Source organism: Polaribacter atrinae (genome assembly GCF_038023995.1).
Taxonomy (GTDB): domain Bacteria; phylum Bacteroidota; class Bacteroidia; order Flavobacteriales; family Flavobacteriaceae; genus Polaribacter; species Polaribacter atrinae.
This window is the reverse complement of the sequence record NZ_CP150660.1, coordinates 377,070-401,880: the sequence shown is the minus strand read 5'-3', so window position 1 is coordinate 401,880 and position 24,811 is coordinate 377,070. Positions and strand designations below refer to the sequence as shown.

Annotated in this window: 22 protein-coding genes; 9 read left to right on the top strand and 13 right to left on the bottom strand. The window is 29.0% G+C overall.

Features of this window, described 5'->3' with window-relative positions; all coding sequences use genetic code 11:
* The first annotated feature begins 212 nt into the window (after window positions 1-212).
* Both WG945_RS01830 and WG945_RS01825 read left to right on the top strand, forming a co-directional pair.
* Window positions 213-629, top strand: coding sequence for a thiol-disulfide oxidoreductase DCC family protein (locus tag WG945_RS01830; protein WP_068452986.1), 417 nt, complete (start codon window positions 213-215; stop codon window positions 627-629).
* Between the two features lie 285 nt (window positions 630-914).
* Complete coding sequence (locus tag WG945_RS01825) at window positions 915-1,571, top strand: HAD family hydrolase (protein ID WP_068452420.1); 657 nt, start codon at window positions 915-917, stop codon at window positions 1,569-1,571.
* Window positions 1,572-1,653: 82 nt separating this feature from the next.
* On the opposite strand, the gene WG945_RS01820 is transcribed toward WG945_RS01825, so the two are convergent.
* The 7 genes from WG945_RS01820 to ytxJ all read right to left on the bottom strand — a co-directional run bounded on the left by WG945_RS01820 (window position 1,654) and on the right by ytxJ (window position 9,477).
* Window positions 1,654-1,932, bottom strand: coding sequence for a hypothetical protein (locus WG945_RS01820; protein WP_068452417.1), 279 nt, complete (start codon window positions 1,930-1,932; stop codon window positions 1,654-1,656).
* Window positions 1,933-2,077: 145 nt separating this feature from the next.
* Entirely contained in the window at window positions 2,078-3,046 is a 969-nt protein-coding gene (locus WG945_RS01815; RefSeq protein ID WP_068452414.1) for a deoxyhypusine synthase family protein, read from the bottom strand.
* Window positions 3,043-4,590 carry a carbon-nitrogen hydrolase family protein gene (locus tag WG945_RS01810; protein WP_068452412.1) on the bottom strand — a complete coding sequence of 516 codons (1,548 nt, stop codon included), beginning with the start codon at window positions 4,588-4,590 and terminating at the stop codon, window positions 3,043-3,045. The genes WG945_RS01815 and WG945_RS01810 overlap by 4 nt, the downstream gene beginning before the upstream one ends.
* A gap of 9 nt (window positions 4,591-4,599) precedes the next feature.
* Window positions 4,600-5,547 carry an agmatinase gene (gene speB / locus WG945_RS01805; RefSeq protein ID WP_068452409.1) on the bottom strand — a complete coding sequence of 316 codons (948 nt, stop codon included), beginning with the start codon at window positions 5,545-5,547 and terminating at the stop codon, window positions 4,600-4,602.
* Between the two features lie 10 nt (window positions 5,548-5,557).
* Window positions 5,558-6,949 carry an arginine decarboxylase gene (locus WG945_RS01800; protein WP_068452406.1) on the bottom strand — a complete coding sequence of 464 codons (1,392 nt, stop codon included), beginning with the start codon at window positions 6,947-6,949 and terminating at the stop codon, window positions 5,558-5,560.
* Between the two features lie 516 nt (window positions 6,950-7,465).
* Window positions 7,466-9,016 carry a DEAD/DEAH box helicase gene (locus tag WG945_RS01795; protein WP_068452400.1) on the bottom strand — a complete coding sequence of 517 codons (1,551 nt, stop codon included), beginning with the start codon at window positions 9,014-9,016 and terminating at the stop codon, window positions 7,466-7,468.
* Window positions 9,017-9,075: 59 nt separating this feature from the next.
* Complete coding sequence (gene ytxJ / locus WG945_RS01790) at window positions 9,076-9,477, bottom strand: bacillithiol system redox-active protein YtxJ (protein ID WP_068452985.1); 402 nt, start codon at window positions 9,475-9,477, stop codon at window positions 9,076-9,078.
* 166 nt (window positions 9,478-9,643) lie between these two features.
* Between ytxJ and clpB the strand changes: the two genes are divergently transcribed.
* Both clpB and WG945_RS01780 read left to right on the top strand, forming a co-directional pair.
* Complete coding sequence (gene clpB / locus WG945_RS01785) at window positions 9,644-12,253, top strand: ATP-dependent chaperone ClpB (protein ID WP_068452397.1); 2,610 nt, start codon at window positions 9,644-9,646, stop codon at window positions 12,251-12,253.
* A 159-nt stretch (window positions 12,254-12,412) separates the two neighbouring features.
* The gene (locus WG945_RS01780; protein WP_068452395.1) at window positions 12,413-12,910 is read left to right on the top strand and encodes a SixA phosphatase family protein; all 498 of its coding nucleotides are present in this window, start codon (window positions 12,413-12,415) and stop codon (window positions 12,908-12,910) included.
* 231 nt (window positions 12,911-13,141) lie between these two features.
* Here the strand turns inward: WG945_RS01780 and WG945_RS01775 are convergent, their stop codons facing one another.
* Window positions 13,142-13,888 carry a DUF6503 family protein gene (locus WG945_RS01775; RefSeq protein ID WP_068452393.1) on the bottom strand — a complete coding sequence of 249 codons (747 nt, stop codon included), beginning with the start codon at window positions 13,886-13,888 and terminating at the stop codon, window positions 13,142-13,144.
* A 102-nt stretch (window positions 13,889-13,990) separates the two neighbouring features.
* Between WG945_RS01775 and smpB the strand changes: the two genes are divergently transcribed.
* The 4 genes from smpB (at window position 13,991) to WG945_RS01755 (ending at window position 17,350) form a co-directional block, all read left to right on the top strand.
* Window positions 13,991-14,458, top strand: a complete 468-nt coding sequence (gene smpB, locus WG945_RS01770) for an SsrA-binding protein SmpB (RefSeq protein ID WP_068452391.1) — start codon at window positions 13,991-13,993, stop codon at window positions 14,456-14,458.
* 38 nt (window positions 14,459-14,496) lie between these two features.
* A complete protein-coding gene (locus tag WG945_RS01765; RefSeq protein WP_197482118.1) occupies window positions 14,497-15,429 on the top strand; it encodes a geranylgeranylglycerol-phosphate geranylgeranyltransferase in 933 nt (310 codons plus the stop codon).
* Window positions 15,430-15,468: 39 nt separating this feature from the next.
* Window positions 15,469-16,047 (top strand): Maf-like protein, encoded by a 579-nt coding sequence (locus tag WG945_RS01760; RefSeq protein ID WP_068452386.1) that lies wholly within the window; start codon window positions 15,469-15,471, stop codon window positions 16,045-16,047.
* Between the two features lie 499 nt (window positions 16,048-16,546).
* Window positions 16,547-17,350, top strand: coding sequence for a carboxypeptidase-like regulatory domain-containing protein (locus tag WG945_RS01755; protein WP_068452383.1), 804 nt, complete (start codon window positions 16,547-16,549; stop codon window positions 17,348-17,350).
* Window positions 17,351-17,881: 531 nt separating this feature from the next.
* Here WG945_RS01755 and WG945_RS01750 read toward each other — a convergent pair.
* The 5 genes from WG945_RS01750 to yiaA all read right to left on the bottom strand — a co-directional run bounded on the left by WG945_RS01750 (window position 17,882) and on the right by yiaA (window position 23,120).
* A complete protein-coding gene (locus WG945_RS01750) occupies window positions 17,882-18,712 on the bottom strand; it encodes a prohibitin family protein (protein ID WP_068452379.1) in 831 nt (276 codons plus the stop codon).
* Window positions 18,713-18,841: 129 nt separating this feature from the next.
* Window positions 18,842-19,231 carry an acyl-CoA thioesterase gene (locus tag WG945_RS01745; RefSeq protein ID WP_068452376.1) on the bottom strand — a complete coding sequence of 130 codons (390 nt, stop codon included), beginning with the start codon at window positions 19,229-19,231 and terminating at the stop codon, window positions 18,842-18,844.
* 15 nt (window positions 19,232-19,246) lie between these two features.
* Entirely contained in the window at window positions 19,247-21,274 is a 2,028-nt protein-coding gene (locus WG945_RS01740) for a VWA domain-containing protein (protein ID WP_231874710.1), read from the bottom strand.
* A 285-nt stretch (window positions 21,275-21,559) separates the two neighbouring features.
* Window positions 21,560-22,480: an EamA family transporter gene (locus tag WG945_RS01735; RefSeq protein WP_068452981.1), complete on the bottom strand. Its 921-nt coding sequence runs from the start codon at window positions 22,478-22,480 to the stop codon at window positions 21,560-21,562.
* 151 nt (window positions 22,481-22,631) lie between these two features.
* Window positions 22,632-23,120, bottom strand: a complete 489-nt coding sequence (gene yiaA / locus WG945_RS01730; protein ID WP_068452373.1) for an inner membrane protein YiaA — start codon at window positions 23,118-23,120, stop codon at window positions 22,632-22,634.
* 150 nt (window positions 23,121-23,270) lie between these two features.
* On the opposite strand from yiaA, the gene WG945_RS01725 reads away from it, so the two are divergent.
* A complete protein-coding gene (locus WG945_RS01725) occupies window positions 23,271-24,767 on the top strand; it encodes a hypothetical protein (RefSeq protein ID WP_068452371.1) in 1,497 nt (498 codons plus the stop codon).
* Window positions 24,768-24,811 lie beyond the last annotated feature (44 nt).

The window sequence follows — 24,811 nt, the reverse complement described above, 5'->3', positions numbered from 1 at the left end:
TAAAAATCATTTAAAAAAAAGACCTATTTACTCGAATACTAACATAAGACGCTTCATTAAAAAAAATGTTACAAGAAAATTACATTTTTTTTAATTTTACTGATATATTTAGATTTTTGTATAGAGAAAACTACCTTAGAATCCATAGTTGTTTTTTATCGGTTTCGAAAAAAGATAAAGTATCTTTGTTTTCTTTAATTTTGAAATGCAAAATGATGGATTTACCAGAAGACAAAAAGATTATTTTATTTGATGGAGTTTGTAATTTATGCAATGATGCTGTCTTAAAGGTAATTAAATACGATACAAAAAACACCTTTTTATTTACAGCCTTACAGTCTGAAAAAGGTAAAGAAATTATCAATCAATTAGGAATTGATGTTTCTAAAATTGATTCTATTATATTGTATGAGCCAGGTGTTTCTTATGAAGTAAAATCTACTGCAGCTTTAAAAATTATGAATGACTTTGGGGGAATTTGGAGTCTAAGTCAACTCTTTTTAATCTTACCAGAAGGATTTAGAAACTATGTATACGATTATATTGCGAAAAACCGTTACAAGTGGTTTGGAAAAAAAGAAACCTGCATGATTCCTACACCAGAACTAAATGCTAAGTTTTTAGATTAAAAATGAATTCTTTATTAGCTATAAAATATTCATTATTTTCTTTTGTACTCACAATTGCGATAGCAATTTTGTCTGTATATATGAATGATGACAATTCTTATATTATTTCTAGTTTGGTAGGAATTCTCGCTTTTATTATTTTAATTCTATCAATTATAGGGGCCATAAAAGCCGTTAAAAGCATTCGAGAAACTAAAAAGTTTCAAGTATTTATTGCATTTCTACTAAATATTTTTTTTTTAACCTTATACTCTTATTTAATAATATCAAACTCTTAATAGAAACATGAACGTACCAAAAGAAATAAAATGTGTCATTTTTGACATGGACGGTGTAATTATAGATTCAGAAGAAATTCATAAAAAGGCATATTATGAAACCTTTGCTTCTATTGGCGTAACTGTTTCTGACGATTTATACAAAACCTTAACAGGCTCTTCTACAATTAATGCTTTTCAGAAATTAGTAGCACATTTTAACTTAGATTTAGACCCAGAAGAATTGGTTTTAAATAAAAGAAAACGATATGTAAATTTCTTTGAAAACGACCCAACATTACATTTGGTAAAAGGTGTAGAGGAATTGATAAATCATTGTCATAATAAAGGTTTAACCTTAATTTTAGCTTCTTCTTCTGCGATGGTTAACATCGATAGAGTGTTTAATAGATTTAATTTAAATCAATATTTTACAGCTAAAATTAGTGGTGCAGATTTACCCCAATCTAAACCAAACCCAGAAATTTTTGAAAAAGCAGCTATTTTAGGAAATACTCCAAAAGAAAACTGTGTGGTAATAGAAGATTCTGATAACGGTGTTAAAGCTGCAAATGATGCTGGTATTTTTGTATTCGGTTACAGAAACCCATTGGCAGAAGATCAATCCTTAATAAATGCCGATTTTATCGTTAATAATTTTAAAAGATTGCATAAAATCATTTAGAGTAAACTTCTTTTTAAATTTATAAAGGATATAATTAAAGCTAAAAACAAAAAAAGCTTGGAAATTTTCCAAGCTTTTTTTTTTATATATCGTCTTCTAAATCATCAACGTCTAAATCTCCATCCTCGTCAAAAGAATCTTCATCTTCTGCATAATCTTCCATCGTTTGCTCAAGTTTAGAACTGATTTTTACAAGATAAATAGTATCTTCTGTTTTCACTTCTACCGCTTTTACAGTTTCTCCTTTAGCATTTTTAAAGGAAATAATGTCTTCATAGTCATATCCATCAGGATATTTTTCTACCAACATATCTAATATGTCTGTAGTCAGTTTTGCATATTCTACGATTACTCTTTTCATTTTATAATCATTTATTCAATTAATATGAGATTCCTCAATCGTCAAAAAAGACTCATTTCGGAATGACACTCCACTTATTTTATGATTTTTTAATTACAAGTTAAAAATCAGCAATTCAGCTTTTATAAAAAAAGCACCTGCAATGCTACATTTCTAATAAATAAGCAAAAATTAACGGAGCTACAATAGTAGCATCGCTTTCTATAATAAACTTTGGCGTATCAATATCTAACTTACCCCAAGTAATTTTCTCATTAGGTACTGCTCCTGAATATGAACCATAACTTGTTGTAGAATCTGAAATCTGACAGAAATAACTCCAAAATGGTGTTTCTGGTTTTTCCATATCTTGATACAACATTGGCACCACACAGATAGGGAAATCTCCTGCAATCCCTCCTCCTATTTGAAAGAATCCAATTCCGTTTTCAGAATTATTTGTATACCAATCTGCAAGGAACGTCATGTACTCAATTCCAGATTTTACCGTGCTTGCTTTTAATTCTCCTTTTAAAACATAAGAAGCAAAAATATTACCCATGGTAGAATCTTCCCAACCCGGACAAATAATTGGCAAGTTTTTTTCTGCTGCTGCGTACATCCAAGAATCCTTAATATCTATCTCATAATATTGCTCTAACACACCAGATAATAATAATTTGTACATGTACTCATGTGGTAAGTAACGCTCCCCTTTTGCTTCTGCATCTTTCCATATTTTTACAATATGCTCTTGAATTCTTCTAAAAGCTTCTTCTTCTGGTATGCAAGTATCTGTAACTCTGTTTAATCCTTTTTCTAGTAAATCCCACTCGTCTTGTGGCGTTAAATCTCTATAATTAGGCACACGTTTGTAATGAGAATGTGCAACAAGATTCATAACATCTTCCTCTAAGTTTGCACCTGTACAAGAAACAATTTGTACTTTATCTTTACGAATCATTTCCGCGAAAATTTTCCCTAATTCTGCAGTACTCATTGCTCCCGCTAAAGAAACTAACATTTTAGATCCTTTGTTTAATTGTGCTTCGTACCCTTTTGCAGCATCTACTAAAGCCGCAGCGTTAAAGTGTAAAAAGTATTTTTCTATAAAATTTGTAATAGGTTTGCTCATTTTATTTTTTTATTTTTTTTTGGAAGTTTTCTAACTTCAAATATATCTGTTCTTCTATCTTTTAAATTTCGTACGCTACCAAACTGGTTTAAATCCTTTAATAAATCTAAATCTACATCCGCAATTAAAATCATTTCGGTATTTGTGGTTGCCTCTGCTTTAATTCCGTTTGCAGGGAAAGAAAAGTCGCAAGGTGTAAACACCATAGATTGTGCATACTGAATATCCATATTATTCACCTTTGGTAAATTACCAACACTACCAGCAATGGCAACATAACATTCATTTTCTATGGCTCTAGCTTGTGCACAATGACGTACTCTAGAATATCCATTTTGCGTATCCGTTAAAAACGGAACAAACAAAATATCCATTCCTTCTTCTGCTAAAATTCTACTTAATTCCGGAAACTCAGAATCATAACAAATTAATACACCAATTTTACCACAATCCGTATCAAAGGTTTTTAACTCATTACCTCCTTGCATTCCCCAAACTTTTGCTTCATCTGGCGTCACATGCAATTTCTCATAACGTTCTGTAGAACCGTCTCTTTTACAGATATAGCCCGCATTGTACAACAACTCATCTTTAATTTCTGGCATACTACCAGTAATAATATTAATGTTATACGTAATTGCCAACTCAGAAAATTTCTGAACAATCTCTGGTGTATATTTTGCCAATTCTCTAATTGCTTCCGATTCTGGTAAATGATTATTATCTGCCATTAACGGAGCGTTAAAAAACTCTGGAAACAATGCAAAATCAGACCTGTAAGCAGAAACTGCGTCTACAAAATACTCTGCTTGTTGCATTAATTCTTCCAAATCTTTATACAAACGCATTTGCCACTGAATCAATCCTAAACGCACTACTTTTTTCTTTGTAGCTGCTTTTTTAGATTTTTTCTCGTAATAAATATTATCCCATTCAAGCAAAACTGCAAACTCACCAGAATTCTCATCACCTTCTAAATATCCTTTTAAAATTTTTGAAGGATGAAAATCATTCGAAATTTGAAAGTTTAAAACCGGATCATGAATTTCTTTACGTTTAACACTTTCTATATATTCTTTAGGCGATAAAGTTGCTGAATATTTATGATAATTCGGAATTCTACCTCCAAACGCAATTCCTCTTAAATTTTGTTTCTCGGCAAGTTCTTTTCTATAATCATAGAGCCTTCTACCTAAACGTAAACCTCTGTATTCTTTTTTAATAAAAACATCAATTCCGTATAAAACATCTCCATTTTCATCATGTGTATCAAAGGTATAATTCCCTGTAATATCTTCATACGTATGCTGATCGTCGAAACCATCATAATCTAATTTAATAGACAATGCACAACCTGCTAACTCACCATTTACTTTAATAATAACTTGTCCTTCTGGAAATTTATCAATCAAAGATTTAATTTGATTTTCTCTCCAATAAGAACCTGGCATACTTGAATATGCCTGAATCATCGCTTCCTTTAACTGTTTGTAATCTGTTAACGTTAAATAATGAAGCTCAATATTCTCGATGTTTTTTATCATTTTATAGAACTAAAAATCGTCGTTATCATCACCTTTAAACTTAGACAATTTACTAAATGGATTTACATCAGTAGCGTCATCACCAATATCATAACTATCATCATTAGAAGCAAATTTGTAGCTTAACATTTTGTAAAATAACTTTGCAGCTAAAAAGTCTGATGATTTTTCGCTTTCATTAGGGCATAATTCTACCATATCAAAACCAACAACATTCTTTTGTTTAAAAACTAATTTTAAAAATTCTAATGTTTCATAATAAAACAATCCACCTGGTTCTGGAGTTCCTGTAGAAGGCATAATTGAAGGATCTAAGGCATCTAAATCAAACGTAATAAAAACGTTTTCTGTTAATTGATCTACCACATCATCCATCCAGTCTTCATTTACAGCCATGTCATGTGCAAAGAAAACTTTATCTAAATTCATCTCTCTTTTTTCAGAAATATCCATGCTTCTAATACCAACTTGCACCAAATTTGTGTTTTGGTTTGCTTCATAAACAGCACAAGCGTGGTTGCATTTAGAACCATCATACTCTTTTCTTAAATCTGCATGTGCATCAATATGTAAAACCGTTAAACTTCTAAAACACTCGTTAAAAGCTCTTATAGTTCCTATAGATACAGAATGTTCACCACCAAAAACAGTTACAAACTTATTTCTATTAATGTATTTTTTTGTAATCTGATGCACTTCTTCTACCATTGCCTCTGGAGAAGAATTTTCTGTAATTGCATCCGCTAAATAAACGCCTTCTTTATATACTTCAGAATCTGTTTCAATATCATATAACTCCATATTTTCTGATGCATCTAAAAAAGCTTGAGGCCCTTTATCTGCTCCTTTTTGCCAAGTACTTGTTCCATCATAAGGAACAGGAATAATAACTACTTTTGATGTTGACAGGTTTCCAAATTCTTCTGGAATTCCTGCATATGTTTTATTTGTGTTCATTTTTTTCTTTTTAATATCCTAAAATTGATAATAATTCGCTACTTTTTTGTTGTTCTTTAAATATTTTTGTCACAATGTTACCATCTTCATCTCTATCTATAATTAGATGTTTTGGATGCGGAATTAAACAATGCTGTAAACCTCCAAAACCTCCAATAGATTCTTGATAGGCACCTGTATTAAAAAAACCAATATATAAAGGATTATCTTTCTCATAAACAGGTAAATAAATTCCGTTTATATGTTGTTCAGAATTGTAATAATCATCACTATCACAAGTTAAACCACCTAACAAAACACGTTCATATTGTCTGTTCCATTTATTAATTGGCAACATAATAAAACGTTTATTAATTGCCCAAGCATCTGGTAAAGTAGTAATAAATGAAGAGTTAATCATATTCCAACGCTCTCTATCATTTTGTTTCTTTTGATACAAAATTTCATAAATAGCTGCACCAGATTCTCCAACAGTAAAACTTCCAAACTCAGTAAAAATATTTGGTACATCTACACCTGCATCTTTACAAACTTCATTTATTTGATTGATAATTTCATCAATCATGTATTGATAATCATAATCAAATGCCAATGAATTTTTGATAGGAAAACCACCACCAATATTTAAGCTATCTAAAGTAGGACAAACTTTTTTAAGGTTAATATAAACGTTTAAACATTTCATTAACTCGTTCCAATAATATGCATTGTCTTTAATACCTGTATTGATAAAAAAGTGTAACATTTTTAAATCTACCTGAGTATTGCCTGCAACTTCACGTTCATAAAAAGCAACAATATTCTTATAACCAATTCCTAATCTAGAGGTATAAAACTCAAATTTAGGCTCTTCTTCTGATGCTATTCGAATACCAATATTTAATTTTTTATCCGTTTCATCTAATAAAAGGTTAATCTCTTCGTAATTATCAATAATAGGAATTACGTTTTGATGTCCAGAATTAATTAAACCTCCAATATTTTTAATGTATTGATCGCGTTTAAATCCGTTACAGATAATAAAGGTATCTTCTTTTATTTTACCTTCTTTTTTTAGATTATTTACAATATCTATATCAAAAGCAGAAGACGTTTCTATGTGAATATCATTTTTTAAAGCTTCATGTAAAATGTGTTTAAAATGAGAACTTTTTGTACAATAGCTATAAAAGTATTTCCCTTTATAGTTGTGTTTATCAATGCTTTCTTGAAACCAACCTTTTGCTTTGTTGATATTTTCTGAAATTTTTGGTAAGTATGTAAATTTTAATGGAGAACCGTATTGCTCTATTAACTCCATTAAATTAATTCCGTGCCAAAACAATTTGTTGTTTTCTGTTTTGAATTCTTCCTGAGGAAAATCGAACGTTTGCTCGACTAAATCTATGTATTTTGTGTTCACTTTGTTGTTTAAATTATTTGTATGATAAATCCGTCTGAACTAAAACAAATGCCTGTTTTAGAATAGAAATTATAACCTTAAAAAAAAGGGATGTTATCACTGTAATATTTGCAAGTAAACCACGTGCAACTTTGAGAAAAGCTGCAATTCTGGAAGAATTGAAAATGGAGATACCTTAATTTTTTCGTTGCATTTCCAAAATGCGATATAACTTTCATTCTCCGATAGAAAGATATTTCCGAAATAAGAAAAACTAAACATTTTACTTAAATAAGTTAAGCAAATGTATATTATTTTTGAATATAAAAAACAAAAGTCAAAAAAAAATGAAATTATTTTTCAATTTATTTTATTCCTTTTAAACATTGGTCTTACAGATGTTTACATAAATAATTTTAACCTTAATTCTAAAAAAAAGAAATTAACAACGCTTAAAAACAACTTTTTATTGATAAAAAAAGGAAAACCTATTGAATAAAAAAAGCGCTGAAAAATCAGCGCTTTTTAGTTTATATTTTATTCTTCAATTGGTGGATGACCATGAATTTCTTCGTAATCTTCATCAAAATTTGCTCTTAGATAAGCGTTTAATTTTTTTCTATAATCGTCTTTTAACCAAGTTACAAAATTGTGTGTACTTTTAGAAATACACTTTGCGTATCTATTAATTCTATCATCAATTTCTTCGCCTAATAATTTTGCTAAGATTAATGCATCAAAAACATCTTCACTATTTTCTATACACATTTTTGCATGGTGTACAATAGATTTTTCTAAAACTCTTTTAGAAGACTCTCCTTGTCTAATGGTATCTATGTATACTTTTTTCATATCGAAATAAGTATCTGTAGATTTTTCAAATTCTTTTTTTACATCTGCCGTTAACTCATATCTAAAGGTGCTTTCTATATCTTCATCAGAAAGAATTGCATTTAAATAATAGTCTGGTGCTCTAAACATTTTTTCCCAATCTAAATCTGCTCCCCAAGGACCAAATCTATGAAAGTTGTTACCTAAATCGATAACATCAAAAGTTTTTTTATCATTTAAAACCCTAGAACCACGACCAATCATTTGGTAGTATAAAGTTAACGATTTTGTTGCTCTGTTTAATATAATTGCTTCAATGGTTGGCTCATCAAAACCCGTTGTTAAAATACTAACAGAAGTAATAATTGCCCCAGGTGTTTTATGAAACCATTTTAAAATAAGCTCTCGCTCTGCTTTTGTATTGGTATTGTCTAAATGCGCAATAGGATATCCTGCTTTTTTAAACGCATGAAACACCTGTATAGAGGTGTTAATACCATTATTAAAAATTAAAGTTTTCTTTCCTTTTGCAGTTTCTTCATACGCAGAAACCAATTTAGAAAGCATGTCTGAATTGGTATATAAATCTTCAGAAGACTTTACCGTATAATCTCCATTTGCACCTACTTCTAATGATGTTAAACCAACATTATAAGAACATAAGTTTGCACTTGCTAAATACTCATTATCAATTAAATGCTGAATTGTTTCACCAACAAATAGTTCTTGATAGTTCTCATACATTGGTAATTTAATGTTAGAACTTAAAGGAGTTGCGGTTACACCAAGTATAAAAGATTCATCAAAAAATTTAAAGATTTTTGTAAAAGAATTGTAATGCGCCTCATCTACAATAACCAAACCGATATCAGAAATATCTAGTTTATCATCATTCAACCTATTTTTTAAGGTTTCAACCATTGCCACAAAACAATTAAAATCATCTTGGTCATCTAGTACTGCTGTAGAGTTAATGATCTTATTAGAAACACCAAATTCTTTTAACATCCTAGATGTCTGTTTACTCAGCTCAATTCTGTGGGTTAAGACTAAAACTTTCTTCTTAAAAGTTTCTAAATAACGTCTTACAATTTCAGAAAAAATTACAGTCTTCCCTCCTCCTGTAGGTAATTGATACAATAAATGATAATCTTTAGGTGCATCTTTAAACCTTCTAAAAATCTCTTGAAGTGCATCTTGTTGATATCCGTATAATTCTTTACCTACTTTCTTTACTGAAGTGTCTATCTCTGCCAAAGGAATATAAATTTAGGCTACAAAAATAAGACTTAAATAAGGGTTTATGCAAGTTTATCCTATACAAATCTCGATAAATTTGTATTTGTGATCTCATAATGAGATGCATTCTCTACAGAAATACCATTTTTAACAACAATTAACTGTGGTGATTGGTGCATAACTTGAAAGGTATAACCAACTTCATCAGAAATATCTCTGTAATTTAATAAATCTAAATAATAGACTTTTAAATTCTGATGCTCTTCTGTAAAAAGCTTTTCAAATTGTTTAATAACCATGCTACTAATACCACATCTTGTAGAATGTTTAAAAATTAAAACAGCTTCCGTTTTAGAAATTTCTTTAATTTCTTCTAATTGATCTATAGAAGTTAAAGGAATCCATTTTAAGTATGACACTTTTTGTACTTTTGATGTATCATCCTCTTTTGATCCAAAAATCTTATTAAATATACTCATTGTATGTTTTTTAGTTGTTTTGTCGATGTAAATATAAGAAACTTTCATTTGTCAAAAAGTCAGTAAAAACAAGGTGTTTAAAGACAAAATGACTCATTTTAAGCACAATAACTAAATGGTATTAAAATTGCTCTATTGTTTTCAAAAAAAATAAAAATTTAGAAAAATGAACTTTAACAATTATACAACAAAATCGCAAGAGACCATACAAATGGCGCAACAGATTGCGCAAGGTTTTGGTCATAATCAAATAGAAAACGAACATATTTTTAAAGCTTTAACAGAAGTAGATGAAAATGTTTTACCTTTTCTTTTAAAAAAATTAAACATCAATATAAATATTGTAACTCAAATTTTAGACAAACAATTAGAGAGTTTACCTAAAGTTTCTGGTGCTGAATTAATGATTTCTAGAGAAGCTAGTAAAACATTAACAGAAGCAGCAGTTATAGCTAAAAAAATGAAGGATGATTATGTTTCTATAGAGCATTTAATTCTAGCAATTTTTAAATCTAAAAGCAATATTGCGCAAGTTTTAAAGGACCAAGGTGTTACAGAAAAACATTTACAAGCAGCTATTGATGAGTTAAGAAAAGGAGAAAGAGTAACTTCTCAAAGTCAAGAAGAAACCTATAATTCTTTAAATAAATTTGCTAAAAACTTAAACCAATTAGCACAAGATGGTAAACTAGATCCTGTTATTGGTAGAGATGAGGAAATCCGTAGATTATTACAGATTTTATCTCGTAGAACTAAAAACAACCCAATTTTAGTTGGAGAACCAGGAACTGGTAAAACAGCTATTGCAGAGGGTTTAGCACACAGAATTGTAGATGGAGATGTACCAGAAAACCTAAAAGGAAAACTTATTTTCTCTTTAGATATGGGAGCATTAATTGCAGGGGCAAAATATAAAGGTGAGTTTGAAGAGCGTTTAAAAGCAGTTATTAAAGAAGTAACAAGTGCCGATGGAGATATTGTTCTTTTTATTGATGAAATTCATACTTTAGTTGGTGCCGGTGGCGGACAAGGAGCTATGGATGCCGCAAATATTCTAAAACCTGCTTTGGCACGTGGAGAGTTGCGTGCAATTGGTGCAACTACGTTGGATGAATATCAAAAATATTTTGAAAAGGACAAAGCTCTAGAAAGACGTTTTCAAAAAGTACAAGTAAATGAACCTGATACAGAAAGTGCCATTTCTATTTTAAGAGGAATTAAAGATAAGTATGAAACTCACCATAAGGTTCGTATTAAAGATGAAGCCATTATTGGTGCTGTAGAATTATCTCAACGTTATATTACCAATCGTTTTTTACCAGATAAAGCGATTGATTTAATGGATGAGGCGATGGCAAAATTGCGTATGGAAATCAATTCTAAACCAGAAGAACTAGATGTTTTAGACAGAAAAGTGATGCAGTTAGAAATTGAAATAGAAGCTATAAAACGTGAAAAGGATGAAACCAAGTTAAAATCTTTACGTTCTGATTTAGCAAACCTAAAAGAAGAGCGTAATGAAATGAACGCTAAGTGGAAGTCTGAAAAAGACGTTGTTGATAATATTCAAAATGCAAAAGCTGCCATAGAAGATTTAAAAATGGAAGCGGAAAAAGCAGAACGTGATGGAGATTACGGAAAAGTAGCCGAAATTAGATATGGAAAAATTAAAAAAGCGCAAACAGATTTAGAAGCTTTCCAAAAAGTATTAGCAGAAAATCAATCTGAAAAATCTTTAATAAAAGAAGAGGTTACGTATGATGATATTGCAGAAGTAGTTGCCAAATGGACCGGTGTACCTGTTACCAAAATGATTCAGTCTGAACGTGAGAAATTACTAAGACTAGAAGGTCAGTTACATAAAAGAGTTGTTGGACAAGAAGAAGCAATTGTTGCCATTTCTGATGCCGTTAGAAGATCTAAAGCTGGTTTACAGAACCCAAATAAACCAATTGGTAGTTTCTTGTTTTTAGGAACCACCGGAGTTGGTAAAACTGAGTTAGCAAAAGCCTTAGCAGAATATCTTTTTGATGATGAAAACGCCATGACTCGTATAGATATGAGCGAATATCAAGAAAAACATGCTGTAAGTAGATTGGTAGGAGCGCCTCCGGGATACGTTGGTTATGATGAAGGTGGACAATTAACAGAAGCTGTTAGAAGAAGACCTTATTCGGTAGTACTTTTAGATGAAATTGAAAAAGCGCATCCAGATACTTTTAATATTTTATTACAAGTGTTAGATGAAGGTAGGTTAACAGATAACAAAGGACGTTTAGCTGATTTTAAAAACACAATCATTATTATGACTTCAAACATTGGAAGTCATATTATTCAGGATAAATTTAGCAATCCAAAAACAGATATAGACGCTGCAACCGAGTTGGCTAAAATTGAAGTTTTAGCATTGTTAAAACAATCTGTAAGACCAGAGTTTTTAAATAGAATTGATGATGTAATTATGTTTACTCCTTTAAATAAGAAAAATATATTTGAAATTGTAAAATTACAAATAGAGCATTTAAAGAAAATGATAGGTAAACAAGAAATCACTTTAGACGCTACTGATGAAGCAATTGCATATTTGGCTGAAAAAGGATATCAACCAGAATTTGGAGCAAGACCTGTAAAAAGAGTTATTCAGAAAGAAGTTTTAAATCAGCTTTCTAAAGAAATCTTATCAGGAAAAATAACCACAGATAGCATTATTTTAATTGATGCTTTTGATGATCAGTTGGTTTTTAGAAATCAGTCTGATTTGGTAGAGAGTAATTAAAAATGAATGTATCAGAGAGGCACAAAGCAATCTTTTATCCATTGCTAGATGCACTCTAAAGACATTCATAAAATAGTAAAGATTATATAGAAAAAGCGGTGTTTTAAAAAACATCGCTTTTTCTTTTTTTAACTATATTCGTTGCTCAAACTTACTCTTATGAAAAATTTTTTATTCCTTATTGTCTTTACTTTTACCTTATTTACTTCTTGTAATTCCGATAAAACAACTACGTATTATTTAATTCGTCATGCAGAAAAAGACAGAACAGATAAGTCAAATAGAAATCCTAATTTGAATAAAAGCGGACAAGAAAGGGCCCGAAAATGGGCTGATCATTTTAAAAACGTTCCGTTTGATGCTATTTACTCAACAAACTACAACAGAACTATAGAAACTGCTACACCAACTGCTAAAGATAAAAATTTAGAAATATTAAAATACAATCCGAGTAAAATGTACGATTCTATTTTTCAACAAGAAACAAAAGGTAAAACTGTTTTAGTTGTTGGGCACAGTAATACGACTCCAATTTTTGCAAATAAAATTTTAGGAAGCAAAAAATATGAAAACATGGATGATGATAACAATGCTAACTTATACATTGTAACGGTTTCTGGTGATAAAAAAACAAGTAGTTTAGAAACTCTTCAATAACTTTTTTTAAAGTTGAAAAAAAAAGTTGATTGTATCTAACAATTCTTCTTTAGGTAGCCTGGTATTAAGAACTCAAAAAAAACGGACAATTATCGATGAATCAATTAATTATCCGTTTTTATTTTTCTTTGTAAAATTAAATTTATTACTATCCTATAATCTATTTAAAACACAGAAAAATAACCAAATCAACTTTAAAACATAATTAGCTTCAAAAAAAAAAGACTAACCTTACTTTAAAATCTGTACTTCGATATTTTCTAGATTGATTTCTGATAATTTTTTAAGCTCATTTTTTTCAAATGCTTTATCAATATCAATTAAAGAAATTTCTTTATTTAAAGGCTTATAATTGTCATAATTCACAAAACGAATTCCGTTTTTTAAGACTTCTTTATTTATAGCTCTAAAACGTTTTCCTCCGCCATTTGTGTGGTAAGAATATGCTAAATAATCAACTAAAAAATCTTGTTTTCCTATCCAATAGATAAAAATATCATCAAAATCTTCTCCTCCTCCATCTTCAGAAAAAGTAACTTGTATTTTATAATATTCTTTATCCTTTACAGTAGTTGATGGCAATAACTTTTTTATCACTGCTTTGTCATTTAACCCAAATGGTAATACTGAAAAATAATGTACCGAATTTACAGAATTCGATAGAATGTTTGCGATTGAATCGTTTACTTGATACGGAATGCCGTTTACTAATCTTTCAAATTTCTCATTGCTTAAAACATCTGAAATAAATCCTGCTTTTTCGTCTTTCTGCTTTCTTGTAAGCTTAAAACTACCAGAAGATTTTCTATTAGCAATATATTCTTTGTCTCTAAATTTGAATTTAATTTCAGAATTAGCCACTTTATCCGCACCAGATGAAACAATGGCTTTATCAATAATTTGTTGTGCAGTCAACTTGTTTTCAGAAGGTTTACAAGAAATTAAGAAAGCTAAAAAAAGAATTGATAAATATTTCATCGGTTGTTGTTTTATTTGACAAATAATAGATTTCAAAATTACGTTTCTTTGACCGAAGTAAAAATGTATCTTTGTTAAAATTATTAAAATTAAAATCAGTCTATGGCTGTTCAGAAAAAGATAAACATAAAGAATAAAAAAGCACGTTTCGAATTTGAAATTCTAGACAAATACGTGGCTGGAATTCAGTTAACAGGAACTGAAATAAAATCCATTCGCTTAAGTCAGGCTAGAATTACAGAGAGTTTTTGTGAATTTAATGAAGGCGGAGAATTGTTTATTGTTAACATGTATATTCAAGAATACATGTTTGGACATCACTTTAACCACAAACCAAAAAGTGAACGTAGATTATTAATGCACAAACGCGAATTGCGTTCTTTAAGAAAAGACGTTGAAGCAAAAGGAAATACTATTGTGCCTTTACGTTTGTTTATTAATGATAAAGGTTTTGCCAAACTAGAAATTGCATTGGCAAAAGGAAAACAAACTCATGACAAGCGAGAAGTTCTAAAAGATAGAGATAACAAGCGTGATTTAGCACGTATTAAAAAGAGCTTTAACGGATAATGGATTTTTTAAGGCTAATTCGTTATAAAAACCTTTTAATGGTTTTATTAACAATGGTTTTAACCAAATATGCGTTGATAGATTCCATCTTTTTTAGTGACATTAGTTTTAAAAATTACACCTTAATACACACTACTTATTTAGGCATTACTTTAACTCATTATCAATTTATACTCTTTGCTTTTAGCATTTTATGTATCACCGCTGGTGGATATATTATAAATGATATTTTTGATACTGAAACAGACAAAATAAACAAACCTTTAAAAGTTATTATAGACACCTCTATTTCTAAAAAGAAAGCTTGGGTTGTGTATTATTTTACGAGTATTCTAGGTTTTATTTTAGGCACATATTTGTCTTTTACCACTGAGAACAATCTGTATAGTTTCTTTTTTTTAGGAACTATATTAGCATTATTTTTATATTCTAAATACTTAAAAAAAACACTTTTTATTGGTAATTTATTAGTTTCTGCCCTCTTAGGTTTAGTGGTTTTTATAACCGTAATATTCAACGAACCAAAAGCCCATAATAGCAATCTATTAGAAGTAATAAGCAACATGGCAACAAGCATCCGTTTACTTTTAATAATGATTACTTACATTGTTTTTTCTGTACTTACCAACCTTATTAGAGAGATTATTAAAGACATAGAAGACATTAATGGTGATTTAAAAATAAAAGCAAATACTTTACCTATTTTGTTTGGTAGAAAAAGAGCCGCTAAAGTAGCTTTTTTTTTTAGCGCCATTTTATTAGTATTCCTTTTAATTATTTTACAATCTTTAGTAAAAGAGTACCTACTTTTAAGCTACGGAATTCTATTTATTTTATTACCACTACTCTATTTTATGTACAAATTATGGTTTTCTGAAAGTAAAAAAGAGTTTAGCCAACTCAGTAATTTAATGAAAGTAATTATGTTATTCGGAATTTTATCAATGGTATTATTTAAGTTTAATTCATAAAATAGATTCCTGCTTTAGCAGAATGAACAATAAAAATATATGTTAAGAGAAAAATTAAAAGAGTACAATATAATACTTGCATCTAAATCTCCAAGAAGACAACAATTCTTTAAAGATTTAGATATCGATTTTACAATTCAATTAAAAGAAGTTGAAGAAATTTATCCACCTGAATTAAAAGGAACAGCAATTACAGATTTTTTAGCAGATTTAAAATCAAAAGCATTTTCAAATTTATCCGAAAAAGATTTACTGATAACTTCAGATACCATTGTTTGGTTAGAAGATAAAGCTTTAGGAAAACCAAAAGATGAAGCAGATGCTTTTGCCATGTTAAGAGCTTTATCCGGAAAAAAACACGAAGTAATTACATCGATTAGTATAAAAAGTAGTCATTTTCAAAAAATTGTAAATGATACAACCGTAGTTTCTTTTAAAGAACTGTCTGACGACGAAATAAATTACTACATAAAAAACTACCAACCTTTTGACAAAGCAGGCGCTTATGGTATTCAGGAATGGATTGGCTTTATAGCTATTGAGAATTTAGAAGGCAGCTATTTTAACGTAGTTGGGTTACCAATTCAAAAACTGTATATAGAGTTAATGAATCTATAAAGCAATTCAAAACAGTAAAATAGAATTTTATTCCACTAAACAACAACACATTATCAAAAAATAAACAATTACTTAACCTAAAGTTAACATACCATACATAGTCATTAAATCTGTTGTTTTTATAACATTATAAACTGCGTAATTTTGCACCCGCAAATTAAAGATGTATGAAAACAAGTAATCAAAAAGTAAAAAGTAAAGTTGGAGGACCAACAAAAAATTTAAGCAACACAAACTCAACTCTTTGGAATTTAAAAAGACGTTATAGATAAATTTAGTAAGCATTAATTTATAAGCTCCTTTCATTGAAAGGAGCTTTTTTTTATCCAATAAAGAATCTCTCTCGTATTTTCAACTTACAAATACTATTAAAATTTAAAAGAGAAGTTTTCTTAGTAAAGAACTTCCCTTTTGTATTTCTTCAATTCTTTTAAAAAAAAACAGCAGGGTTTCACAAAAAATTAACCTTTCTAAGAGCAATTATTCATATTATTGCAATATGCAAAGACTATTATATATTTTGTGCTTATTCGCTTCCCTAAGCACACTCTCTCAGAACGATACCATTCGTATAAAAAGGTTAAAAGGGCAAATTATTCATGCTGAAACAAAAAAAGCGTTAAGTGCCTCACACATACTAAATTTAAATACGGTACAAGGTACCATTACTGATGATAGAGGTTTTTTTGAAATCCCTACAAAAGCAAATGATACTATTTTAGTTTCTTATTTAGGATACGAATCTATAAAATTAAAAATTACAAACGATTTATTAAAAGGAAACGAATTACTAATAGCTTTGTATGAAAAACCAGAAGAAATTAGAGAAGTCGTTATAAAATCTACCCAGTTAATAGGTGTTTTAGAAATTGATGTAAAACAAGTACCTAAGGATCGATTTACAAGAATTAAAATTAATGGTCTACCACAAACCTATGAAGTTGGTAAACCTAAAGCAAAAGACTTTTCTTCACCTATAGCTGCTTTATTTCAGCCTGTAGACTACTTATACAATCTATTTGGTAGCAAACCAAAACAATTAAAAAAGCTACAAAAACTTAAAAAAGAAGATGATTTAAGAAAAATGTTGGCTGGTAAATTTGACAGAGAAGTAATGATGGAATACCTGCAAATGGACAGGCAAGAACTTACTGAGCTTCTTACAGACTGTAACTACTCTGAGTACTTTATTAAAAAAGCATCTGACTTACAAATGATTGAAGCAGTATTGGATTGTTATGAAAATTACAAGGCAATTAAGAATGGTAAAATTGAACGTGATAAGATTCCAGTAAAAAATTAATTCTTTAGATTCTGCAATACTTTTTCTAAAGAACAAAAACACTTTTAAAAACCTTGAGGCTAAAACTTCAAGGTTTTTTATTTAGAAGAAACTCACTAAACTCACACGCTTCCTAAAATTGATTCTAACCAACTTTATTGAGAAACGATACTTCTACCTTAAAACTAATTAATTCTAACTATAATTAACTTAAATACTGCGTAATTGTATTTACATGTAAACTTCTTTTTCTAATAAATTTCAAATGAATGATGTTTTATCTACTTTTAACAATCTCTACATCATAAGCCAACACCATTGTTAAACCTTAACATCACTCCAACTTCACTAGATATCATTTGTAAAACCAATATATAATCTTTTACAACTATAAGGCTCAAAAGACACTTAAATTACAATTAAAATAGCACTCTTACGGACTTTAAGTTTAATAAATTAAAGGCATAAAAAAAATCCAGCTTTCGCTGGATTTTCATTGAGAAAAATTTCTCTTATCAATTTTACATTCCGTTATATAGGAATTACTTTTTTTTACTGATTTCCTAAAATAATAGGTAAACCATCTTTACCAGAACCAATAACAATTACTTTACTGTTAGGTGATTTAGACAATTCTAAAGTAGCACCGATTCCTTTTTCTTGTAAGATTTTATCCGTTAAAGAAGCACTTAAAATTTTATTTGCAACTGCTTTCCCTTCAGCATCAATTTTTTGTCTTTCTGCTTCTTTTAATGCTTTTGCTAATCTAAATTCATATTCTAAAGATTCTTGCTCTTGTTTTAGCTTTGTTTCAATTGCAGTTCTAATAGTAGTTGGTAATTTAACATCTTCTACTAAAACTCTTTTAACTGCTAAGAATTGATCTTTTAAAACAATTTGAATTTCATCTAAAATTTCTTGCTCAATTACGTCTCTTTTACTAGAATATAACTGCTCTGGAGTATAACGACCAACAACACTTCTTGCAGCCGCATTAACTGCCGGATCTAACAATTCACGTTCATAATCCTCTCCTTTTGTTTTTATTAATTTTCCTAAATTAGAAAATTCTGGCTCGTACCAAACAGTCCCGTTTACCTTAACCTCTAATCCATTTACAGAAAGTACATTCATTTCTGTAGAGATAGCTTGCTGACGTACTTTTCGTACAATCATTCTATTCCAAGGAGCTACAATCTGAAAACCTTCTCCATATGTTTTTTCTGTATTAATACCATCTCCTAAAGTTTCAAAAATTACACCTCCCTCTCCAGGCCCAATAGTTACTGTAGATTTAGAAAATAAAATGATTAATACTACCGCTAACATGATAAAAAAAACACCTCCCTTAGGAAACTTTATATCTACTTGATTATTCGCCATACTTATAAGTTTTGATTAACTACAAATTTACAATTTAACTTTGTGAAACGCAATATATATAATCTATATCTTGCTTAAAAAACGGTAATAATAAAGATATAATTCAACGAATAATACACGAACACAAATTTAATCTTCTAAACGATTTTTAACGTATTCAATCTCCGTTTTTCCATGTTTTTTTGGGTTCCCATTTTCATCTAAACAAACCATAACAATTTTATCTACCACAATAATGGTTTTTCTTGTTAGTTTATTTCTAACGCTACATGTTAAAGTAATAGAAGAGTTCCCAAACTTTAAAACATCGATCCCTATTTCTATAATATCTCCTTGTTTTGCAGAGCTTACAAAGTCTATTTCAGACATGTATTTTGTAACCGTTCTTGTGTGTTCTAATTGAATAATTGCATAAATTGCTACTTCTTCGTCAATAAACTGTAAAAGCCTACCTCCAAATAAGGTTCCATTCGGATTTAAATCTTCTGGTTTTACCCACTTTCTTGTGTGAAATCTCATATTAAATTCTAATTTTTAAATTTTTCCGTAATATTTTCTAATAAACCACTCTACTGACAGCAAACCTATTACAATAAACAAAACCCATTTCCAATCTATTAAATTTTGTTCTTTCTCTATTGATTCTTGCGTAGTAAAAAATGAAGTATCCGCTAAAAGAGCTTCTTTTAATTGTGCTACTTCATCCTTAAAATACAACGTTCCTGTTGTTTTATTTGCTAATTTTTGCAACTTTATGGAATTCGCATTGGTAAACTGCTCTTCTATTTGATAATCTGTAATTTTAAACTTTCCGTATTGATGTATATTTTGTCCATTTACTGAAACTTTATACTCATAATCTCCTGCATTCAGGTTTTCTATTTCCGTCTGATAAGAATTATGGATTAATGAAAAAGGATTTTTCACAACCTCTTTCGTTACTGAATTTGTTACCGTTATTTCTAATGAAGCTCTTGCATCAAACAGGTAATTTTTGTCTGTATAAAATGCTGATATTTGAATTGTAGAGTTTGCAGCGTACAAACTTTCTGCATTTACCTCTAAGCGGTTTCTTTTTTTATTTGAGGCTAAATACTGAACTAAGTTCCCTATAAAAGTATCAAAATCTTGAAAGGAGTTTGAGTTTAAAAAACTAGCAGCTCTCCACCTCCATAAACCTTCCCCAAACAAAACACCTACTTTCTGATTGTTCTCTTCTAAAGTAGCCAATAAAGGTTGCTGGGTTTCTAATCCGTTTATACTTTGAAATAATAATGTTTGATGTTCTTTAGAAATAAAAACTTCTCCAAACTGATCTTTCAACGGCGGAAACTGATTGAAACCAATCTCTTTTTGTAAAAAAGTTAAAAATGAATCATTCAAAAATGCGCCATAATTCTCTGTTTGATTCAGATCGTTTTTAGTAAACCCTAATTGTTGTTTATTGATAAAATTCCAATCTGTATTCGCTCCAGAAATTAAAAAATAATTGCTTTTATTTATTTTAATAGCGCTAATATATTTATTAAATCTATTATTTGGTTGATACAAAACAACTAATTGGTAATCATTAATTTGCTTATTAAATTTATCAATTAAAAAAACATCTACATCGCGTTGTTTGTTACTTTCTATCGATTTTTTTAAAACTCCTAAATCCGGATGTAAAACGGACGTTAAAATCAATACTTTTGTTTGTTCGTCAATCACTTCTACAGAGAAGTTTTTGGTATTATTTTTTGTGTTTTTCTCTCCTTCTACCTTACTAATCGACGCTGTATAATATTGAAATCCTTCTTTGCTTGATGTTAAGTTCGTTAAAATTGTTTTTACATTATTAGTTGCTGAAAAGTCTATTTTTTTAGTAAAAACGGTTTTACCTTCTTTATAAATTGAAAACTGAGAAGACACGTTTTCTTTACCTTCATAATTCAAGAATACTTCAACTGGGAATTTATTTTTTATATAACTGTACTTATTAACGTTTAGCTGAGTAATTTTTAAATCTTTATACTGAATGGTATCACCAAAAACAATTGGATATATTTTTTGATTAGAATTAAGATATTCATAATCATTTCCAATAGTTTGGTTTCCGTCTGATAGTAAGATAATGGGCGCAATTTTATCCTCATAAAGCTCATTTACAGCTATTATTGCTTTAGACACATTGGTTTCGTTCTCTATAAAAGAAAGCGAATCTAAAGGCTTTATTTCACTCCCAAAGCTAAAGCCATTAATGTCAAATTTCTCCTGTATGCTTTTGTCCTTTTTAATTTCCGACCAAAATGCAGCTATGTTTTTAGCTTCGTTAAAAAAAGGAATGGATTTAGAATCATCAACTAAAACAGCTAGAACTGGCTTTGTGTTTATGAGTTCTATTTTTTTAATTGCTGGGTTTATCAATAGTAAAAGCAACAGAAAAAGACTCAGCGTTCTTAAAACAAATAACAAAACATTAATTTTAGCTTTATTTTTTTCTTTAAAAAAGTACTGAAAATAAGCTACTGAAAGACTCAGTAACAAGGCTAAAATGATGTATGTAATTGTAATTGTTTGCAATGATTTTTATTTAGGTGAAATATATAAAGAACTATTCAAAAATGGATGTTAATTATTTTGTTATTTGAATTATAAAGTAAGGTAAATAATAGCAATACCTAAACCAGAAGCCTATTAAAAATAAGAAAACGACTTAAAAATAATAGGAACAAATCGCCTATTATATGTATCATTCAAGTACTTAAATACTTTCTAGTATTATTCACGCTTAAATCAAGAATAACCTTAACAATACATTTTAAGATTAAGACAAGTTAAACGTAAAAAATTAACATTATACTTTTATTAAGGCTTTATAACTTCTTCTGCATCTACCTTTGCTATTCGTTTACGTGAAGTAATAAAATAGACTCCAGACAACAATACAATAGATGCTATAATAGATTGCATTGTTAATACTTCATCTAGAAAATACCATCCTAAAAGCATTGCAACAATTGGGTTTACATAGGCAGAAGTGGCTACTTTTTCTGTAGACACTAATTTAAGTAAATAATTAAAAGCTGTAAAGGCAATAATACTACCAAAAACGATTAACATAATAAGAGAAAACTGCACTTCTGTTGACCATTCTAAAGGAGAAATCATTGTTTCTCCAAAAGTTAAACTCATTAAAAAAAGGAACGATCCAGAAAACAACATTTGATATCCCGTTGTTATAAAAAAGTTTTTTGGCAAATCTGCTTTAGAAACAAATACACCTCCATAACTCCAACTCAACACACAGGTTAAAATCATAAAAATTCCCAATAAACTTCCTTCTGAAGCGGTTATAGACTGTTGACTTACCAATAAATACATTCCTAAAACACCTAAAGCAACCCCAATTATAGATTGTGTTTGCATTGGTTTTCTATCTATTAAACGTAATAATATTAAGACAAATAATGGCTGTGTAGATGCCAACAAAGCAGCAAAACCACTATCTAAATACACAAGCGCCCAAACAAAAACACCATTACCATAAACCAAGAAAAAAAAGCTAGATACAAAACAATTAATCAATTGTTTTTTAGTGACTTTAAGGTTTAATTTCATGATTTTAGAAATAATCATAATTAAAACTCCAGCTCCTAAAAACCGTAATGAAGCCATAAAAAAAGGAGGTAAAGCCGTTACCGCAATCTTATTAAATAAATAAGTAGATCCCCAAACAATATAAATTGTAAAAAAGGCCAGAACTATTAAAAATTTTGATTTTTTCAAAAGAAGTAATTTAGTACCCAAAGGTAAATATAGAAAAGCTATAAATAAAATTACAAGTTCAACTATTTTACATTTATTATAAACACCATAAACCTTAAAACCTCACAAGTATAAACTTGTGAGGTTTTGGTTCTCTAAAACCATTACTAAACTAACTTTTTTCTTCTTTAGTTTTGTTGTTTATAAAATCGATATCTCTTGTATTTTTCTGTACAGTAATGGCACCAAATAAACTTAGCAGAAATGAAATTCCGTAGAATCCTTTTTCACTTAAAAGCAAATCAGCATTTCTAAGCCCTATAATTAATAACAATATTGCTGCAAGAACTACTACCCAACTTATTCCATAATACATTTCACTTACTTTAATCTCTTCTGCTTTATCTCTTACTGCCTTTTGTAAAGAAATTACAGCGTAAATCCCCATTAAAAGAATAGCGAAATAAAATCCTTTTTCATTCAATTCAATAGCTGCATTCCACAAACCGACACAGTAAGAAACCAGACCAATTATTAAAGCTCCCCACGAAGCTCCAACATAAGCAGAAGTTGGTTTTGGATTTAATTCATTTTTTACTTTTTCCTTTTTACTTTCTTTTTTAGTTTCTTCATTAATTGAAGATGTTGTTTGATAATTCATAATTTTTAGTTTAATAATTATGATACAAATTTGCGACTCTTTTAAAGTTGTAAGAATTCAATTTTAAACAATTACTGACGACTAATTTTATATAAATAAACATTTTAATCATAAATAAAGTATATTTACTTATATTTTACTGACGATATAATGATTAATTTAAAAAAAGTATTAAGTACTTTTACTACAGAACAACAACAAGATTTTTTTTCTTACCTAGATAAAAAAAACAAAAGGAAAGATGCTAAAAACTGTCTATTAGTAACACTTTTATTAGAAGACAACATGTCTTCTTCAGAAATTTCTAACAAATTATATGGCAAGCAAAACAAAGTAGCTTTACACGCACTTAGAAAACGTTTGTTTCAATCTCTTATCGATTTTACAGCAAACACAAGTATGAAGGAAGAAAACTCTATCGATATTCTATTGATAAAAAACATTCTTTCTGCTCGGTATTTTCTAAAAAAAGGACAAATAAAAGTTGGATATCAAATTTTAGATAAAACCATTATAACAGCAAATGAATATCAATTATTTGCAATTTTAAACGAAGTATATCATACTAAAATTCAATATGCGCATTTAAACGCTAACTTAAATTTAGAGGAATTAATTAATAATTTTAAAGAAAACCAAAATCAACTTATTTTAGAAGATAATCTAAACATTGCATATGCTAAAATTAGAACTTCATTGGCTAATTATCGTCAAAACAAATCTAATATTGACATTAAAGAACTGATTGACATTGTTTTAAAAGAACAAAACATTACAATTTCCGATTCTTTATCCTTCAAATCCTTATATCAAATCATTCAAATTACAAGTATTTCTTCTGCTCAAAAATTTGATTATTATAATATTGAATCGTTTGTTATTGAAACTTATCAAATCATTCAAAATCATACTTCAAAAGACAAACAACTTAACTATCATTTAGAAGTTTTGTGTTTAATTGCCAACGTACTTTTTAGAAATAAAAAGTTTGAGGCATCTCAAAAATATTTAGACTTAATGTTATTCTATATGAATACTGAGAAGAAAAAATGTTATACTGATTTTATTCAGAAATATGATTTACTACAAGCGTTAAACTTAAATTACACAAATAGACAAACCGAAGCTATAGTTTTATTAGAGCCTTATATTGATAAAAAAAACACAGATATTGTTACACAATTAGATTTCTCGCTTTCTTTAATTGTTTTTTATTATCAGCATAAATCATTAGAAAAAGCACAAAAAATAGTTTCTAAATTTTACCATACAGACAAATGGTATATTGAAAAAGCAGGTATTATTTGGACTATCAAAAAAAACTTAATTGAAATTTTATTACAAATAGATTTAGGAAACATAGACTTGGTAGATTCTAGGGTAAAAAGCTTTAAAAGAAACTATTTTAAAAATCTGTCAGAAATTAATCAAGAAAGGGTAATTACCTATTTAAAGTTAGTGGAAATCTACTATAAAAATCCAGAAATGGTGACCACAGAAGAATTTAAAGAGAAAGTAGAAACTTCCTTTAATTGGATTGACACCAAAAAAGAAGATATTTTTATGATGAGTTTCTTTGCCTGGTTAAAAGCAAAAATGACCAAACAAGATATGTATTTGGTCACTTTAGATTTGATAAATACTTAATCTTTAATACCTTTTTAATTCAAAAAAAAGCATTCCTTCGGCAT

Bases quoted from the DNA above. Each gene is read 5' to 3' on its own strand.
- WG945_RS01750 (WP_068452379.1), bottom strand. From the start codon at position 18,712: ATGGCGAATAATCAAGTAGATATAAAGTTTCCTAAGGGAGGTGTTTTT.
- WG945_RS01780 (WP_068452395.1), top strand. From the start codon at position 12,413: ATGAAAAATTTTTTATTCCTTATTGTCTTTACTTTTACCTTATTTACT.
- WG945_RS01830 (WP_068452986.1), top strand. From the start codon at position 213: ATGATGGATTTACCAGAAGACAAAAAGATTATTTTATTTGATGGAGTT.
- WG945_RS01760 (WP_068452386.1), top strand. From the start codon at position 15,469: ATGTTAAGAGAAAAATTAAAAGAGTACAATATAATACTTGCATCTAAA.
- WG945_RS01825 (WP_068452420.1), top strand. From the start codon at position 915: ATGAACGTACCAAAAGAAATAAAATGTGTCATTTTTGACATGGACGGT.
- WG945_RS01810 (WP_068452412.1), bottom strand. From the start codon at position 4,590: ATGATAAAAAACATCGAGAATATTGAGCTTCATTATTTAACGTTAACA.
- speB (WP_068452409.1), bottom strand. From the start codon at position 5,547: ATGAACACAAATAAAACATATGCAGGAATTCCAGAAGAATTTGGAAAC.
- ytxJ (WP_068452985.1), bottom strand. From the start codon at position 9,477: ATGAGTATATTTAATAAGATTTTTGGATCAAAAGAGGATGATACATCA.
- WG945_RS01815 (WP_068452414.1), bottom strand. From the start codon at position 3,046: ATGAGCAAACCTATTACAAATTTTATAGAAAAATACTTTTTACACTTT.
- smpB (WP_068452391.1), top strand. From the start codon at position 13,991: ATGGCTGTTCAGAAAAAGATAAACATAAAGAATAAAAAAGCACGTTTC.
- WG945_RS01755 (WP_068452383.1), top strand. From the start codon at position 16,547: ATGCAAAGACTATTATATATTTTGTGCTTATTCGCTTCCCTAAGCACA.
- WG945_RS01820 (WP_068452417.1), bottom strand. From the start codon at position 1,932: ATGAAAAGAGTAATCGTAGAATATGCAAAACTGACTACAGACATATTA.
- WG945_RS01745 (WP_068452376.1), bottom strand. From the start codon at position 19,231: ATGAGATTTCACACAAGAAAGTGGGTAAAACCAGAAGATTTAAATCCG.
- WG945_RS01765 (WP_197482118.1), top strand. From the start codon at position 14,497: ATGGTTTTATTAACAATGGTTTTAACCAAATATGCGTTGATAGATTCC.
- WG945_RS01725 (WP_068452371.1), top strand. From the start codon at position 23,271: ATGATTAATTTAAAAAAAGTATTAAGTACTTTTACTACAGAACAACAA.
- yiaA (WP_068452373.1), bottom strand. From the start codon at position 23,120: ATGAATTATCAAACAACATCTTCAATTAATGAAGAAACTAAAAAAGAA.
- clpB (WP_068452397.1), top strand. From the start codon at position 9,644: ATGAACTTTAACAATTATACAACAAAATCGCAAGAGACCATACAAATG.
- WG945_RS01775 (WP_068452393.1), bottom strand. From the start codon at position 13,888: ATGAAATATTTATCAATTCTTTTTTTAGCTTTCTTAATTTCTTGTAAA.